General features: G+C 57.3%; 13 protein-coding genes. 6 read left to right on the forward strand and 7 right to left on the reverse strand.

What is annotated here, in order from left to right; genetic code table 11:
- Nucleotides 1-15: 15 nt before the first annotated feature.
- Nucleotides 16-606, forward strand: a complete 591-nt coding sequence (locus JL015_RS04985; protein WP_201017674.1) for a biliverdin-producing heme oxygenase — start codon at nt 16-18, stop codon at nt 604-606.
- Between the two features lie 87 nt (nt 607-693).
- Here the strand turns inward: JL015_RS04985 and JL015_RS04990 are convergent, their stop codons facing one another.
- Together JL015_RS04990 and JL015_RS04995 are read right to left on the reverse strand one after the other, a co-directional pair.
- Nucleotides 694-1329, reverse strand: a complete 636-nt coding sequence (locus JL015_RS04990; protein ID WP_201017675.1) for a hypothetical protein — start codon at nt 1327-1329, stop codon at nt 694-696.
- A gap of 64 nt (nt 1330-1393) precedes the next feature.
- Complete coding sequence (locus JL015_RS04995) at nt 1394-2308, reverse strand: LysR substrate-binding domain-containing protein (protein WP_201017676.1); 915 nt, start codon at nt 2306-2308, stop codon at nt 1394-1396.
- 227 nt (nt 2309-2535) lie between these two features.
- On the opposite strand from JL015_RS04995, the gene JL015_RS05000 reads away from it, so the two are divergent.
- Nucleotides 2536-3831, forward strand: coding sequence for a dicarboxylate/amino acid:cation symporter (locus JL015_RS05000; RefSeq protein WP_201017677.1), 1296 nt, complete (start codon nt 2536-2538; stop codon nt 3829-3831).
- 11 nt (nt 3832-3842) lie between these two features.
- Entirely contained in the window at nt 3843-5339 is a 1497-nt protein-coding gene (locus tag JL015_RS05005; RefSeq protein ID WP_201017678.1) for an aspartate/glutamate racemase family protein, read from the forward strand.
- A 79-nt stretch (nt 5340-5418) separates the two neighbouring features.
- Here JL015_RS05005 and JL015_RS05010 read toward each other — a convergent pair whose 3' ends face one another.
- The gene (locus JL015_RS05010; RefSeq protein ID WP_201017679.1) at nt 5419-6072 is read right to left on the reverse strand and encodes a hypothetical protein; all 654 of its coding nucleotides are present in this window, start codon (nt 6070-6072) and stop codon (nt 5419-5421) included.
- Between the two features lie 322 nt (nt 6073-6394).
- Between JL015_RS05010 and JL015_RS05015 the strand changes: the two genes are divergently transcribed.
- The gene (locus JL015_RS05015) at nt 6395-8515 is read left to right on the forward strand and encodes a TonB-dependent siderophore receptor (RefSeq protein ID WP_201017680.1); all 2121 of its coding nucleotides are present in this window, start codon (nt 6395-6397) and stop codon (nt 8513-8515) included.
- Between the two features lie 20 nt (nt 8516-8535).
- Nucleotides 8536-9264: a DUF4198 domain-containing protein gene (locus JL015_RS05020; protein WP_201017681.1), complete on the forward strand. Its 729-nt coding sequence runs from the start codon at nt 8536-8538 to the stop codon at nt 9262-9264.
- A gap of 790 nt (nt 9265-10054) precedes the next feature.
- Here the strand turns inward: JL015_RS05020 and JL015_RS05025 are convergent.
- The 4 genes from JL015_RS05025 to JL015_RS05040 all read right to left on the reverse strand — a co-directional run bounded on the left by JL015_RS05025 (nt 10055) and on the right by JL015_RS05040 (nt 13883).
- A complete protein-coding gene (locus JL015_RS05025; protein WP_201017682.1) occupies nt 10055-11221 on the reverse strand; it encodes a DUF1624 domain-containing protein in 1167 nt (388 codons plus the stop codon).
- 129 nt (nt 11222-11350) lie between these two features.
- Nucleotides 11351-11911, reverse strand: a complete 561-nt coding sequence (locus tag JL015_RS05030; RefSeq protein WP_025259656.1) for a gamma carbonic anhydrase family protein — start codon at nt 11909-11911, stop codon at nt 11351-11353.
- 11 nt (nt 11912-11922) lie between these two features.
- Nucleotides 11923-12828 (reverse strand): GTP cyclohydrolase FolE2, encoded by a 906-nt coding sequence (gene folE2 / locus JL015_RS05035; RefSeq protein ID WP_201017683.1) that lies wholly within the window; start codon nt 12826-12828, stop codon nt 11923-11925.
- A 146-nt stretch (nt 12829-12974) separates the two neighbouring features.
- The gene (locus JL015_RS05040; protein ID WP_201003026.1) at nt 12975-13883 is read right to left on the reverse strand and encodes a LysR substrate-binding domain-containing protein; all 909 of its coding nucleotides are present in this window, start codon (nt 13881-13883) and stop codon (nt 12975-12977) included.
- Nucleotides 13884-14070: 187 nt separating this feature from the next.
- On the opposite strand from JL015_RS05040, the gene JL015_RS05045 reads away from it, so the two are divergent.
- Entirely contained in the window at nt 14071-15591 is a 1521-nt protein-coding gene (locus JL015_RS05045; protein WP_201017684.1) for an ABC transporter substrate-binding protein, read from the forward strand.
- Nucleotides 15592-15606 lie beyond the last annotated feature (15 nt).

Here is a 15606-nt window from a genome sequence, read left to right on the forward strand (position 1 = left end):
ACGCTGGAGTCCGATATGTCCACCGCCACCCTTGCAGAACCACTATCACGCGCCAAACGACTGAAAGCCGGGACTCACACCGAACACGACAACATCAACGATCTGGTCATGCGCAACGAGCCTTTCCAGAGCATTGAAAACTACGGCAACTTCCTGCGCCTGCAACATGGTTTTCATGGTGCGCTGCAACCGGTCTACCTCAATGAAAACCTGAACGAATTGCTGCCAGGCCTGAGCCAGCTCGACCGTTTCCCGGCCGTCGAAGCGGACCTGAACGATCTGCAGATTCCCACACCGCACACCCCGGCACCGGCTGCCATCGGCTCGGTCTATCAGGCACTGGGCTGGCTGTATTGCAGCGAAGGCTCGAACCTGGGCGCTGCAATCCTGTTCAAACACACCCGCCAGCTCGACCTGAACGAAACCCACGGCGCACGCCACCTTGCCGCCCACGAAGACGGTCGCGCCCTGCACTGGCGCGCCTTCGTCCAGCAACTGGATGCACTGGAACTGACAGAAGAACAGGACAAGGAAGTGATTGCCGGGGCACGGGCGGCGTTTGACTTCTATCGTGACCGGTTGCAGCAGGTGTATGGCGTGGTTTGATGGATTGGCTTCGCGAATGAATTCGCTCCTACAGCGTGTAGGAGCGAATTCATTCGCGAAGGAACACTCATGAAAGACTAAATTTCACTATCGGCTTTTGATCGACTCGATAACCGCCTCGGTAATATCCAGCACGACCTTTTTCTCGTTGAACACGATGCTGGAGTCGCTACCCACTACCAGTTCGTACTTTTGCGAGCGGGCATAGTTTTCTATCGCATCGTCAGCCGCCTGCTCGATTTTCTTCCGGATATTGATATCGAATTGCCGTCTTTTTTCTTCTACTGCTTCCATGCCCGCAAGCCGAACACGCAAGTCCGAAACCAGTTGATCGCCTTCCGCAACCCGTGAGCAACGTTGGGCAGCAGTTGGGGAGCTTCCATTAGCAATCATGATTTGCTCATAAGACGACAACCCTTGAATCGCTCCCGTAGAGGGCTTGGACGTGCCTGCTGGCGTCTGGCTTGCAATACAACGTGAAAGAGCAGACTGCCTCAAATCGCTGATCTGCCTGCGTAGTTGCTCCTGATCAGTGCGCTGCTGCAAGGGATCACCCAACTCGGACGGGTAAGGATTAGCCTGGCGAATACGCTCGGACAATGCAGAAACGATAACGGATTTCTTCACCTGCGCCCAAGGCAGTGGAGGTTGAGAACCAAACTCGAATCTACAGGCCGATAACGGCAGACAGAGGAGCAATACGGCAAGAGTCTTGTAGTGCATGAGTATTCCCTTAGGTGAAAAAATTGCAGCTCTTATGCCCGTGCAGCACAGCAAAGTACAGCGTTTACTGACTTAGCCGCGAAGCCCCTTCCAGCGTTTTCCAGAGTTTGCGCATGGTGGGGTTTTGATTGGCTATCGCGCAGTAAGAGCGGATTTCCAGTCGGGTGCTCCACTCTTCGCCACCGGCTCTTACCAGTAACCCTCGTTCAAGCTCGTCAACAACCGCGCTTTGTGGCAACCAGGCCACGCCGTAGCCTTCGATGGCCATGCGCATCAGGAGCATGGCCATGTCGGCTTCGTAGCAGCGTTCCAGCTTGACGGGCGTCGGGCCGTTCTTGATGACGATATCGGCGACGCGCCCCAGAAAAGTCGTTGCGGTGTAGGCAAGGTGCGGGACGGGTTTTGCGGCGCTGCCCGGCAAGCGGTACAGGGGCTGGCCTTTCTTGTCCGGGGCGCACAAGGGGATGAAAGCGTCATGCCCCAAGGCCAGGCTGCCGAAGCGTTCGGCGTTCAGCAGGATGGGCGCAAGGGGATGGTGGTAGACGATCATCAGGTCGCAACTGCCCTCCTCCAGGGCAATCACGGCGTCATGGATGTTGGCAGCCACGACCCGTGCGTTGAATTGCTCGTTGTGTTGCTGAAACTGCGAAAGCCATTTGGGCAGAAACGTCATCGACAGGCTGTGCCCGGCCGTGACCTGAATGGAACGCCCAGGCATGCGTTCAACTTCACGCAAGGTTGAGCGCAGTCTCAGCAAGCCTGCCAGCACTTCGCGGCTCTCTTCACAGAAGGCGCTTCCGGCAGCCGTAAGTCGCACGGGATAGGTGCCACGGTCAACCAGTTCGACGCCCACCCATTCTTCAAGTGACCGAATCCGTCGCGACAGGGCCGATTGGGTCACGCAGCGAACTTCGGCCGCACGGGAGAAGTTCTTCCACTCGGCGATAGCCAGAAGGTCGTCCAGCCATTTGATTTGCATACAGGCATCTCCCGCTGTGAGAAGTGCATTTTACGTCGGCTTCGCGGCCCTATCGCTGCCATTTCAACAACTATTCCAAAAGCGCATGGGTTTAGCATGATTACTCATCATCGCCGCCGAACGCTTGCCTAGAATCGCCGCTAGCACCAGGGCCACGAGAGCCATTGGGCGAATCTGATTTGTCTCCTGCCGGATAAAAAAATCAAAAACCACTTGAGGACAGCTTCGTGAAGAAAAACAGACTTCCACGGCAAATCGCCATTGGCATTGCACTGGGCGTGCTGGTGGGTTGGGCGTGTCACCATTTCGCAGGGAACGAGCAGAATGCCAGGCAGATTGCTTCGTACTTTTCAATGATCACCGATATTTTCCTGCGCATGATCAAGATGATCATCGCACCGCTGGTATTTGCCACACTGGTTGGCGGCATTGCCAGCCTGGGGAACTCACGATCGGTCGGGCGCATCGGCATGCGTGCCATGGCCTGGTTCGTGACGGCCTCGGTGATCTCGCTGACAATCGGCATGGGGCTGGTCAACCTGTTTCAGCCGGGAGCCGGGCTGAATATGGAAGTCGTTCAGCATGCGACAGCGGCTGTGCCAGTCAATACTGGCGACTTCAGCCTCAAGGTATTCATCAGCCATGTGTTCCCCCGCAGCATTGCCGAGGCCATGGCCAATAACGAGATCCTGCAGATCGTGGTGTTCTCGCTGTTCTTCGGCTTTGCGCTGGCTGGCGTCAAGCGCGCCGGTTACACACGGATCACCGACACCATCGATGAGCTGGCCAAGGTGATGTTCAAGATCACCGATTACGTCATGGCCCTGGCACCGATTGGTGTGTTTGCAGCCATCGCTTCGGCGATCACCACTCAGGGGCTTGGTCTGCTGGTCGATTACGGCAAGCTGATCGCCGAGTTCTATCTGGGGATTGCCGTCCTTTGGGCTGTGCTCTTTGGTGCTGGCTATCTGTTCCTTGGCCGCTCCGTTTTCACACTGGGCAAGCTGATTCGCGAGCCCATCCTGTTGGCGTTCTCGACGGCCAGCAGCGAATCCGCTTATCCAAAAACCATGGAAGCCCTGGAGAAGTTCGGTGCGCCCAAGCGGGTTTCCAGTTTCGTATTGCCGCTGGGTTATTCGTTCAACCTCGATGGTTCGATGATGTACCAGGCCTTCGCCATCATGTTCATCGCCCAGGCCTACAACATCGACCTGAGCTTTACCCAGCAACTGTTGATCCTGTTGACGCTGATGGTCACCAGCAAAGGCATGGCAGGCGTGGCTCGTGCTTCGGTGGTCGTGGTCGCCGCGACCCTGCCGATGTTCAACCTGCCGGAAGCCGGGCTGCTGCTGATCATCGGTATCGATCAGTTCCTGGACATGGCGCGCACCGCCACCAACGTCGTGGGCAACAGCATCGCCACTGCCGTGGTCGCGAAATCCGAGCCACACGAAGATCCCGATGAAACAGCGGATAACACAGATGTACGCGCCCAATCCGGACACCCGGTTTCGGTCGCCTGAGGAGCAGGGTCATGAAGAGAAAATCCAGGTCGGCCAGCAAGGGTGTCTTTGTCCGCAAGCTGGGTATCGTCGGTGGGCTGGGCTCGCTGGCTGGTGGTGACCTCTTCTACAAGCTGGTCAAATCCAGAGCGGTGCTTGAGGATCAGGGCCGCTACCACTTCCTGTTCGAGCAGCACCCGTTCAAGGACGTGCTGCTGCCTCTGGACAAGGAGGCCAACATGACGTCACGCAAGTTCTATGTGTTCCAGGTGTGCAAGTCGTTCGAGGAAAGCGGCGTCGATGCGGTGATGCTTCCCTGCTTTGCCAGCCATACGTTCCGCGCCGAAATCCAGGAGGAGCTGGGCATTCCGGTGCTGGACATGATGCAGGCGCTGGTGCGGCACATTCGACTCATGATCAAACCCGGAACGACCCTGGGCGTGATTGCTTCGGATTTCGTCGCTCATTCAGGACTGTTCGAGCGGTATCTGGGCCAGGATTTCAGGATCGTTTATCCCGATGCCGAAGCACAGTCTGCGCTGATGGACGCGATGTACGGCGTCAACGGCATCAAGGACGGCCACCTTGAAGGCGCGCCTCTGGAAACGGTCTATCAGGCGTGTCTCTCCTTGCAGGCGCAAGGGGCTGCGGTGGTGATCCCCGGCATGACGGAGCTATCGCTGGTTTGCCCAGAGCTTCAGCGCCGCGGGGTATCGGTTCTGGATATCAACGAGATCTACGCAAGCTTTGCGACCCTGGAAAAAGGCCAGCCTGCACGCCTGGCGTTCAAACTGGGTATTGTGGGCGGTGTAGGCCCCGCCGCCACGGTGGACTTCATGGGCAAAGTGGTTGCCAATACGCCAGCGGGAAAGGATCAGGAACACATCAAGATGGTGGTCGAGCAGAATCCGCAGATCCCTGATCGCACCGCCAGTTTGCTGCACGACGAAACCGACCCGACCATGGCGATGTACGCAACCTGCAAACGCCTGGAAAGCGCTGGCGCAAACGCCATCGCAATCCCCTGCAACACAGCTCATGCGTTTGTCGAACGCATCCAGCCCCATTTGCAGGTGCCCATCATCAACATGCTGACCGAGACGGTGGAGTGGATCGTGCAGCAATACGGTTCGGGCAAGACCGTCGGCCTGCTGGCCACATCCGGTACAGTGCAAAGTCAGGTCTACCACGAAGCGGCAAGCCGCGCAGGGCTACAGATCATCACGCCGGGGCTCGATTATCAGCACATGGTCATGGAAGCCATCTACGGCGAGCGCGGCATCAAGGCTGGTTTCACCGAAGGACTCTGCAAGGAGCAATTGCTGCTGGCGGCGGAGCACCTTTGTGAACTGGGCGCTGACGTGTTGATTCTCGGCTGCACGGAATTGCCATTGGTGCTGGCCCACAGCGAGGCGTTTCAGATAATGGACCACAATGTCGCACTGGTCGACCCGACCACGATTCTTGCGCTGAAATGCATTGAGTTGGCGGGTGAAAAGCCAGTCAGGGTAAAGATCGATGCGGCTTGAAAAATGAAACGTAAAGGGCGCCTCACAAGCGCCCTCTGGATGAATTGAGTGCTGGCTTCAACCGACCTTTTTTTGAGAATCAGGCGTCATGAAGCAAGCTATAGATGCTTTTGATCCGGGATATCTCATCGATGTCAATCTTGAGGTTTATCGAAGAAAGCTGGCGCTGATACAGAGCAATGAATGTATTCAGTTTAAGTTTTTGCACGTCGATGGCCGATTTCGAGTAGGTCATTACCAGCAGGTCATTTAACTCTTTCTTCACCGCCCCTGAAAAATTCACCTTCTGATTCCACAGGTGGATATCAAGCCTTATGAGCGCATTATGCTCAGCGTAGACAATGTAATATTCTTCGGTATTTCCAAAGGCTGCCGAATTCCCCAGAAAGCCGGACACGATGTTTGTCACCATGGCATTGACAGCTTTCTTCCCCCCGCTCCCCACGCCGGGAGATATTTTTTCCATCAGTGGCTCGACGGTGTTTTTTATCGTATCGCCTTCGATCCTTGTCACTGCAAATACCCTGGAGTCTGTTTCCAGAATGCTTTCAATGGGGACTTGAGCATTGTCCGTGGTTCCCGACACACGCAAGTCAGAAGCCGTTTTGATCTTGAAATAATCGGCCTTTGCTTCACTGAGTTGCACCAGAAGCTCCAAGTGCTCTCTGACAACGGGCTCGGCGTCAGAACCCTCTGTTTTCACGAACGAGCGCAGCGAATACAACGTACTCATAAAATCACCCCAATAGAGTTTCTGCAGGTACACACGGCCAGGAGTCAGCCCTCTTCTGCTCTCAAAACAGCTTGGCCAATATAAGTACAAGTGGATCAACTGAACATCCTTACCACTGCACGATGCACTCCCGACCACCAGCGCAGATCAGGATTTCCTCATTGCAGACATCGGTGGGACCTGCGTGATCGGTCATCGCTGCCGGCAAGCCATGGCGACGGGCATCGGCAGAGCAAAAAATTTACATCCAGTTACATTCACACTCAGTAATAATTCTCAACGGAGATGTTATATTGTATCCATAACTATCAGGAAATCCTCCATGTCGTCTCGTAAAATCGCGTCTCTGACCAGCCTGGCAATCGGAGTGCTGGGCAATGTCAGTTTCGCTGAAGAATTGCCGCAAACCCTCGAACTGGACAACGTCAACATCTCCTCCGATTACCACTATGAGACGGCCACCAGCCCGGTTCAGGGTTATCGGGCCACGCGCTCGGCAACGGCGACCAAGACCGACACCGCCATCAAGGATATTCCGCAATCCATCAGCGTGGTTCCGGCCTCGGTACTCAAGGATCTGGGCAGCAACAATGTCGAACGCGCCCTGGACTATGCTGGCGGCGTGTCGAAGCAGAATAACTTCGGCGGCCTGACCCTTTACGAGTACAGCATTCGCGGCTTTACCACTTCGGAGTTCTACAAGGATGGCTTCAGCGCCAACCGTGGTTACCCGACGACTCCGGACACCGCCAATATCGAGCGTATCGAAGTCTTGAAAGGCCCTGCCGCCAGCCTGTATGGCCGTGGCGATCCGGGCGGTACGGTCAATATCGTGACCAAAAAGCCGCAGCGCGAAGCCTTCACCACGCTGCAAGCCAGTGCTGGCAGTTGGGATCGTTATCGCACGGCACTGGACGTCAACACACCTCTGGATGAAGAAGGTAATGTCCTGTCGCGGGTCAATCTGGCGGTCGAGGACAACAACAGTTTCCGCGATCACGTCGAGAGCAATCGCGTGTTCGTGGCCCCGTCTTTCAGTTGGCAGCTGAATCCCGACACCAGCCTGTTGGTGGAAACCGAGTTCGTACGCCACAAGTCGACCTTCGACCGTGGCATCGTCGCGCCGAACAACAAGTGGAGCGGCATGTCCCGTTCGACCTTTCTGGGCGAGCCGGACGACGATATCGATAACGACAACAACATGATTCAGGTCGCGCTGGATCATCATCTCAATGATGCCTGGTCGCTGCGTCTGGCCAGCCATTACAAGGAAGGCGAACTGTCGGGCTACGCCAGTGAATCCCGGCCGTTGAGCGCCAACTCGCAAACCGTCAACCGCCGCTATCGCGAACGCGACATGAACTGGCATGACAGCATCACCCAACTGGAACTGCGCGGCCGTTTCGACGCCGTGGGGCTGGAGCATGAGGTGCTGATCGGCACCGAATACGAGAACTACCGCAAGAACGAGCGGGTTACCAATATTGGCGGCAGCAACTATGCCATCAATATCTACAACCCGGTCTATGGCCAGGCCAAACCCAATGGTGCCCGCACCGGTACGGACTTCTTCGAGCATGTCGAAAGCCGAGCCCTGAACCTGCAGGATCAGATCGTTTTCACCGACAAGTTGCGCGGCATGATCGGTGCTCGCTACGAGCATTTCGATCAGCAGATCGATGACTACACCCCTACCGCAACCAACCCGACCTCAAGACAGCGCCATGACGCCTTCACCCAGCGCGCCGGCCTGCTGTATCAACTGACGCCACAAGTCGGCCTGTTCGCCAACGCCTCGACCTCATTCAAACCCAATAACGGTCTGGATGCCTCAGGTAAAACCTTCGATCCGGAAGAAGGTGTCGGTTACGAGATCGGGATCAAGAGCGAGCTGTTCGACGATCGCTTGAGCACCACCCTCGCCGCCTTCCATATCGAGAAGGAAAACGTGCTGGCCCTCGATCCTTCCACCGACAGCAACCGTGCCATCGGTGAGGCTCGCAGTCAGGGCCTGGATCTGCAATTGACTGGTCAGGTGACCGACGCCATTCGTGTGATCGGGGCCTTTGCCTACATCGATGCCGAAGTGACCAAGGGTGACCGGACCATTCCGACCGGCAGCCGGATCCTCGGTGTCGCCAAGCGCAGTGGCAGCCTGCTGGGCGTTTATGAATTCCAGGAAGGCGTATTGCGAGGCTCTGATGTGGGTGCCGCGTTCACGTATGTCGGTGATCGCTCCGGTGAAGCCGGGACCAGTTTCGAGCTGCCGGCCTACCATACCGTGGATCTGCTCGCCCATTACAAGGCCACTGAGAACGTGACCGTTGGCCTGAACCTCAACAACCTGTTTGACGAGAAATACTTCGAGCGCTCCTACAGCAATTACTGGGTCGCACCCGGCGAGCCACGCAACTTCACTGTCAGCCTGACCCTCAACCTCTGACCGGAAAACAAGGACGCATCATGATTTGCAAACCATCAGTTCTGGCCTTGAGCCTGCTGGGCGCCCTTTTCGCGGGCCATGCGAGCGCTCACGGTCTGTGGACCGAACAGCGTCGCGGCAATATTGAAGTGGTCTACGGCCATGGCGCAGAAGACAACGCCTTCAAGGCGCAAAAGGTCAGCGGAGCCTGGGCCTATGATCTTGCTGGCCGGATGGTTCCGGTTACCGTGCAGCGCCTGGACGACCATGCACGCCTGCAACCCTTGAAGCCGGTGGCTGTGATGTCTGTGGCGCTGGACAACGGCATGTGGACCAGAAACAAGGACAAGAAGTGGATCAACGAAGGTCGCAGCAAAGTTCCGGGCGGCACCGAGTCGATCCATACCTTCAAGTACAGCCTGGCGATTTATGAGGAAGGCGCTCGCTTGCCGTCATTCGACAAACTGAAGTTCGTGATCGTGCCTCAGGTCGACCCGCTAACGGTCGGGCCGGGCAAACCGTTGCCGGTTCGCGTGCTGGTGGATGGCAAACCTGCGGCGGGTATCAAGCTGTTCGGGGATTATCGCAGCGCCCCGGACGTGGTGAGTGCCGAAACCGATGCCGAAGGTCGCGCCAATGTGGTCGTGCGTAACGAGGGGTTGAATGTGATCGCGGCCGAAGTGACGCTGCCGGTCAAGGACAATGCCGATATCGAAGAGCGAGGCCTGTTTACCTCGCTGACCTTCGTGGGTGAAGCACATCACGATTGATGCAAATCCGTAGGAGATCACCCGCCGCCTCGGCTCCGCGCTGTCAGCAGGTGTTTCCAAATTAATGGTTCGGCTTGAGGCCGCCTTGCGCCTTTACGGCGCGTCACTTTGGTTTCGGCCAAAGTAACCAAAGCCACTGCTCCGGGTTCGGCCCCGCCTTGAGGCGGGGTTCCTTCGCTCCGGCAGTGATCCGGCGGTCGCCGCAATGGGCCATCCATGGCCCTGTGCGGCTAACTCTGCATCCCTGCAGAGTTCCCACCGGATCACTACCTCCTCTCAGCCTTCACCAACGTCGCGTTCTGCGGTGCTCTCACCATCGTGCGTAGGAGCGAATTTATTCGCGAAACAGCAGACGATGTGTTTTGGGGATGTGATCAGAAATATTCCAGACACCGCCGATTGCGACGTGGGTGAAGGCCGAGTGGAGGTATTGTGCAGTGGGGTGCGAGGCAGGACGCCGAGCAAGCGCCGCAGGGCCATGGAAGGCCCGTCGGCGCGTACCCACGGAGCAATGCCAGAGCGAGGGAACCCCGCCCCAAGGCGGGGCCGAACCGGAGCGAATGGTTTCCCCCCTTTGCCGAAACAAAGGGGGCCGCCGTAAAGGCGGAACCGGTAGGAGCAGCACATACCAATAATGGATATGTACGCCGGGTAAAGTTTTACCCTACGTAAAATACTTTCTAATTCATGCTCTTGCGTCTTGTTTGATGGGAGCAAATTTATTCGCGAAGGCATTTCAAACGACGTATCTCTCTCGGATGTAATACCGCCTTCGCGGACAAGTCCGCTCCTACAAGTATTTCAGCCAGGTAATATCACGCCGCCGCGCTTTCAGCCCGGCAAACCAGCGCACCGCCGGAAACAGCGCCACCGCCAGCAGCACTGAACTCAGCCATACGCCCCACATCGCATCGAAGCCGAAGTAATCGCCCTGATTCTTGCCCCAGATCGCCACGGCAATCAGGTACAGGAACTTCAGCACATACAGGTGCAGCAAGTAGAAGAACATCGGTGCTGCGCCCAGGGTCACCAGCGGTTTCAGCCAGCCCTTCTCCTGAATACGCTCGAACCAGATCAACACCAGCAGACCAATGCCCAGTGTCAGGCTGATGAACAGCAATGACGGCGGGTATTTGGTGATATTGAAAAAGCTCATCAGCGTCTGTACGCCGGTTTCGCCAACGCTCCAGGGCTTTTCGCCATAGCCGTTGATCACGCGCAGGACCATGAAGCCAATCAGCGCGCCCAATCCCCAGACCCACAACCGGCTGCGACGTGCAGCAGCATCCATACTCGATGTGAACCATGGTCCGGCGGCATAACCCAGTGCGATAACGCCGATCCAGGGCAGCAGCGGATAAGAGGTGCGCAAGCGCAGGGTGTCACTGACTTCGATCCAGCCACGATCATGCAGAATCGCCCATGGTATATGCATGGCCGACTCGACACCGAAATGCAGCGAGTCCAGCAGGTTGTGCCCGGCGACGATCACCAGACCGATCACCACCAGCGCCCAGCGCGGCAGAAACACCATCGCAGACAAGGCCACCATGCTCAGGCCGATGGCCCAGATGACTTGCAGGTAAATGATGGTCGGCGGGAATTTGAAGGTCCAGGCGAAGCTGACCAGGGTGAATTCCAGGGCAATCAGGAACAGGCCGCGCTTGAGCAGAAAGGCGGAAACGTCAGTCCGGCCACTGTACTTTTCGCCGTACAGGTAGGCCGAAAGCCCGGTCAGCAGCACGAACAATGGCGCACATACATGGGCCAGCAAGCGGCTGAAGAACACTTCCGGAGCTGTGGTGGCGACATCCATGGGATCGCTGACCTGACGATGCAGGAAGAAGGTTTCCCGCACATGGTCCAGCAACATGAAAAGAATGATCAGCCCGCGCAGGGCGTCGATCGATCGCAATCGCGAAGACGGCGCAGGTGTCGAGGGAACAACTGTTGTCATGGGAAGCTCTTGTCCGTGGGAAGCTGTAACAGGTGCATGATGTTTCAAGAGTGCGGGCAAGCCTCGCGCACACAAAACGCCGCGCGCATTGTGCCGCAGACGGGCTTGCCCATGACAGCGCTATGTTATTCAGAACTCGTTCTGCAAGGCCTTATAGCCGCGAACCAGATCGATATTGGTATGTGCCACGTCCTCCGAGAACTCCGAAGCCGAAATACTTACCGGCGGGAATTGCGAAAGATCGGTGTTCGGACCGATACGTGTGGTGGATGGCACATAGAAGCTTTCTGGCAGATCGCGGCCATCGACCACGGAGTTATGGCGCACGACGCTGCCATTACCCACCTGACAGTTGAACAGCACGCTGTTGAAGCCGACGAAAACCCGGTCGCCCACCGTGCAGGGGCCGTGGACGATGGAACGGTGGGCAATGGAGGTGTATTCGCCGATGGTCACCGCTGCGCCGGACTTGGAATGGATGACCACGCCGTCCTGGATATTGGAATTGGCACCGATGATGATCGGGTCCATATCGCCATTGGCGTTGACCTCGTCGGCGCGGATCACGGCATAGGGACCGACAAAGACGTTGTCCTTGATGATCACCTTGCCGCAAATGATCGCGGTTTTATCGATATAAGCCGACTCGGCAATGACCGGCAGATGGCCGGAAGGGTTCTTGCGGATCACGGTGGTAGTCCTCAGGACGTATAGTTGGAGGTATAAGCCACGGCATCGTGGGGGTGCAGGCTTTCAAGGTGACGCACGCTGACACTGGACGCGGCGAACAGCCCTTCCAGTGCCTGCTGGATCTTGCGTGCAGCGTCTTCGACGTACATCAGGTTCTTGCCGTTGAGACGGGCAAAGGCCTGTTCGTCAGCACGTTTGACGGCGGTCTGCACCGGTGTGCCCAAGGCGCTTTCGGTGGCATCGATCAACGCCATCAGGCCAAGCACGGTTGCCTGCTCCGGGATACGCACCTGGACCGTTGCCACGCTGCGCTGGCTATGGGGTGTCGCGAAGGAGGCATTCTCTCGCAGCCAGGCCGCCGCATGAGCGGGGCTCAATGCTTCCTGACCGGCAAAGCGCGCCAGAAACGCCTCTTCCACAAGCTGGCGCGACAAGGCTGCCGAACACGGGCAGGTCGAGGAATACGTGACATCCACCGCAGCATCGAGCAACAGACTGCCTCCAGTCCAGACCGCGTTCAACGTTACCGGATAGGATTTCCAGCCACTCAAGCCTTGAGTCTTCAATGCCGGTCGGCGGCACAGCAGATTGAAACTCACCTTGAGCCGCGAGCGACTGGAGTGGCAGTCGGCATGGCTGGTAACCATGGCTTCGAGCAGCGCCGCCATGGCGCCAGGGGTGAATGGCTGATGTACGGCGAAGCTGTCGAGCAAGGTATAGAGGCGCGACATATGGATGCCCTTGACGCTGGGATCGGCCAGGTCGACCTGCAGATCAACATAGGCATGTATCGGATGCACCACACCGGGTTCGCTCAGCAGAATCGGGACTTCGACACCTTGCATGCCGACCCAGTCAAGGGCGATCAGGGCTGCGGAAACTTCCGTCAGGGCAACGTCAGGGAGGGGGTTATTCATGTCAGTCGGTCATCTCGTTGGCCTGCTTCGCCACAACGGACGAAGCATGATGTAAGCGATATGAGCGGCGTGTTATGCCATCTCATATTGATACACTATAACATTAACAACGATAGAACCAGACATGCCCGCTCAGGTATTGCGACTCATGTTTTGGCAAGTTCCTCGATCAGGAAGTCCCGAAACGCACTGACCGCCGCAGGCAGGTTGCGGCCCGCCATGCTCTGCAACTCGATACGCCGGGCTTTCATGCCTTCGTCACTGATCGGCAGGGATCGAAGCTCCTTGCCGAGCAGACGCCTGTCCAGGGTCATCTCACTGGAGAGGCTGATACCCCCCTCCTCCCGGACAAAACGCAACAAGGAGCCAATGTAATTGCTGGTCAGCACCGGATCGAACAGCAGGCCCTGAACACCACAGCAGATATCGAACAACTGGCGCAGTGTCGTATCGGTATTGGTCAAGGCGATGGCATAAGGCTGAAGCTCTGCCAGCGAAACCTCCGGACGGTCTGCCAGAGGATGGTTGTTGCTCACCACCGCGCAGATGGCTCCGGTATGGATGTATTCGACCTTGATCTCCTTTTGCGGCGTCAGGCTGAACGTCAGGCCAAGGTCGGCATCGCCGGAGCGTACCTTTTCCGTGGCCTGGGCCGGTGCGCAGACTTCCAGTGAAAAATGGATGCCTTGATAGGTCCGGCGAAACAGCGCGATAGCCTTGGGCAGAAACTCCAGGGCGAAGCCTTCGGAACAGGCAATGCGCACATGACCGCGTTGCAGGCCGTGCAACTCGGTGATTTCCAGTACCACCTGCTCGGCTTCGAGCTGGGATTTGCGTGCATAGGCCGCCAGGCGTATCCCCGCCTCGCTCAGCACCATGCCTCGGGCGCGCCGCTCGAACAGCACCGCATCCAGATCCCGCTCCAGTTTGGCGATCTGCCGGCTGACTGCCGAAGCCGCGACATTCAGTCGCAAGGACGCTTCACTGATAGACCCGCAACGCGCCACTTCCAGAAAGTAGCGCAAAGCCGTGGATTGCACACCGTAGAGCTGCATGACCACCTCCAGCATTGCCTTTTCGGCAAAGCAAGTATCGAAAGATTGTGCTTGTGGCATTGATACGCTTTGCCTAGAGTCGTGTCGAGGCCTAATAAAACCATTGCCTGCTTGTACCCCTTTCTCCTTTCGCATTTGCGATCCACTGCCCTTTGATACAACCACTTCGCCTTTTGGAGATGACGGCATGGGCATCAAGGGTTTCGCTCGCAGCATTGCGCTGCTGGGCTTGTTCAGCAGCTTTTCCGCCTTCGCAGGCAAAGCCGATGACACGCTGGTTTACGCATCCGACAGTGAACCTGAAAACATCAGTCCTTATCACAACGACTTGCGCGAAGGCGTCATTCTGGGTCGACTCATCTGGGATAACCTGGTCTATCGCAATCCCGACAGCGGACAACTGGAACCCATGCTGGCCACCAGCTGGAAACAGGTCGACGACAGCACCATCGATTTCGAATTGCGCCAGGGCGTGAAATTCCACAACGGCGATGCCTTCACGGCCGACGATGTGGTGTTCACCCTCAACTATGTGGTTTCGCCGGACTCCAAAGTCGTCACCATACAGAACGTCGACTGGATCAAGAGCGCAGAAAAACTGGGGGATTACAGCGTTCGCCTGCACCTGAAAAAGCCCTTCCCGGCCGCCCTCGAATACCTGTCCAACGCAGTGCCGATGTTCCCGAAAAACTATTTCGAGAAAGTCGGCCTGGCCGAGTTCAGCCGCAAACCGGTGGGCACCGGTCCTTACAAGGTTGCGTCCATCACCAGCGGCGTAGGCGTGAACATGGACAAGAACCCGGACTACTTTCAGGGCAGCCCTCAAGGCCAGCCGAAAATCGGTCATATCCAGTTCAAGGTGATTGCCGACTCCGAAACACGTCTTGCCGAGCTGATGACCGGTGGCGTTGACTGGGTCTGGCGCGTGGCACCGGATCAGGCGCAAAGCCTCAAGGGCATGCAAAGCCTGGTGGTAACCAGCGGCGGGACCATGCGTATCGGCTTTTTGATCCTCGATGCACGGGGCACCTCCAGCGCCGATTCGCCCATGAAACACCTCAAGGTGCGTCAGGCGATCAACCACGCCATCAACCGTGAGGGTCTGGCTTCACAACTGGTGGGCGGCGAAAGCAAGCCGCTGCAAGTGGCCTGCTACCCTGGCCAGTTCGGTTGCGACACCACGGCTGCCACGGTCTATAACTACGACCCGGCCAAGGCCAAGGCGCTGCTCGCGGAAGCGGGCTACCCCAATGGTTTCGAGACTGAAATCTTCGCCTACCGTGACCGCGACTATGTAGAAGCGATTATCGGCAACCTGCGCGCCGTAGGCATCAACGCCAAGCTTCGTTACCTGAAATACGCAGCACTGCGTGACCAGCAACGCGGCGGCAAGGTGCCGATGTCGTTCCAGGCCTGGGGCTCGTTCTCGATCCTCGACACCTCGGCCTCGGCCGGTACCTGGTTCAAAGGCAACCCGGACGACAACATCAAGGACCCGCAAGTCCAGAGCTGGCTGCAAACAGCAGACAACGCGCTGGACCCTCAGGTGCGCAAGGACAATTACCGCCTGGCCTTGCAGCGCATCAGCGAACAGGCCTACTGGGCACCGCTGTTCAACTACTCGATGAACTATGCGTATGTCTCGGACCTGAACTTCAAGCCGTACCCGGACGAGCTGCCGCGCTTCGTTCTGTCGAGCTGGAAGTAAGCGCCACCTGAAGTA

This window comes from Pseudomonas cichorii, from assembly GCF_015471405.1.
GTDB lineage: Bacteria > Pseudomonadota > Gammaproteobacteria > Pseudomonadales > Pseudomonadaceae > Aquipseudomonas > Aquipseudomonas serbiensis.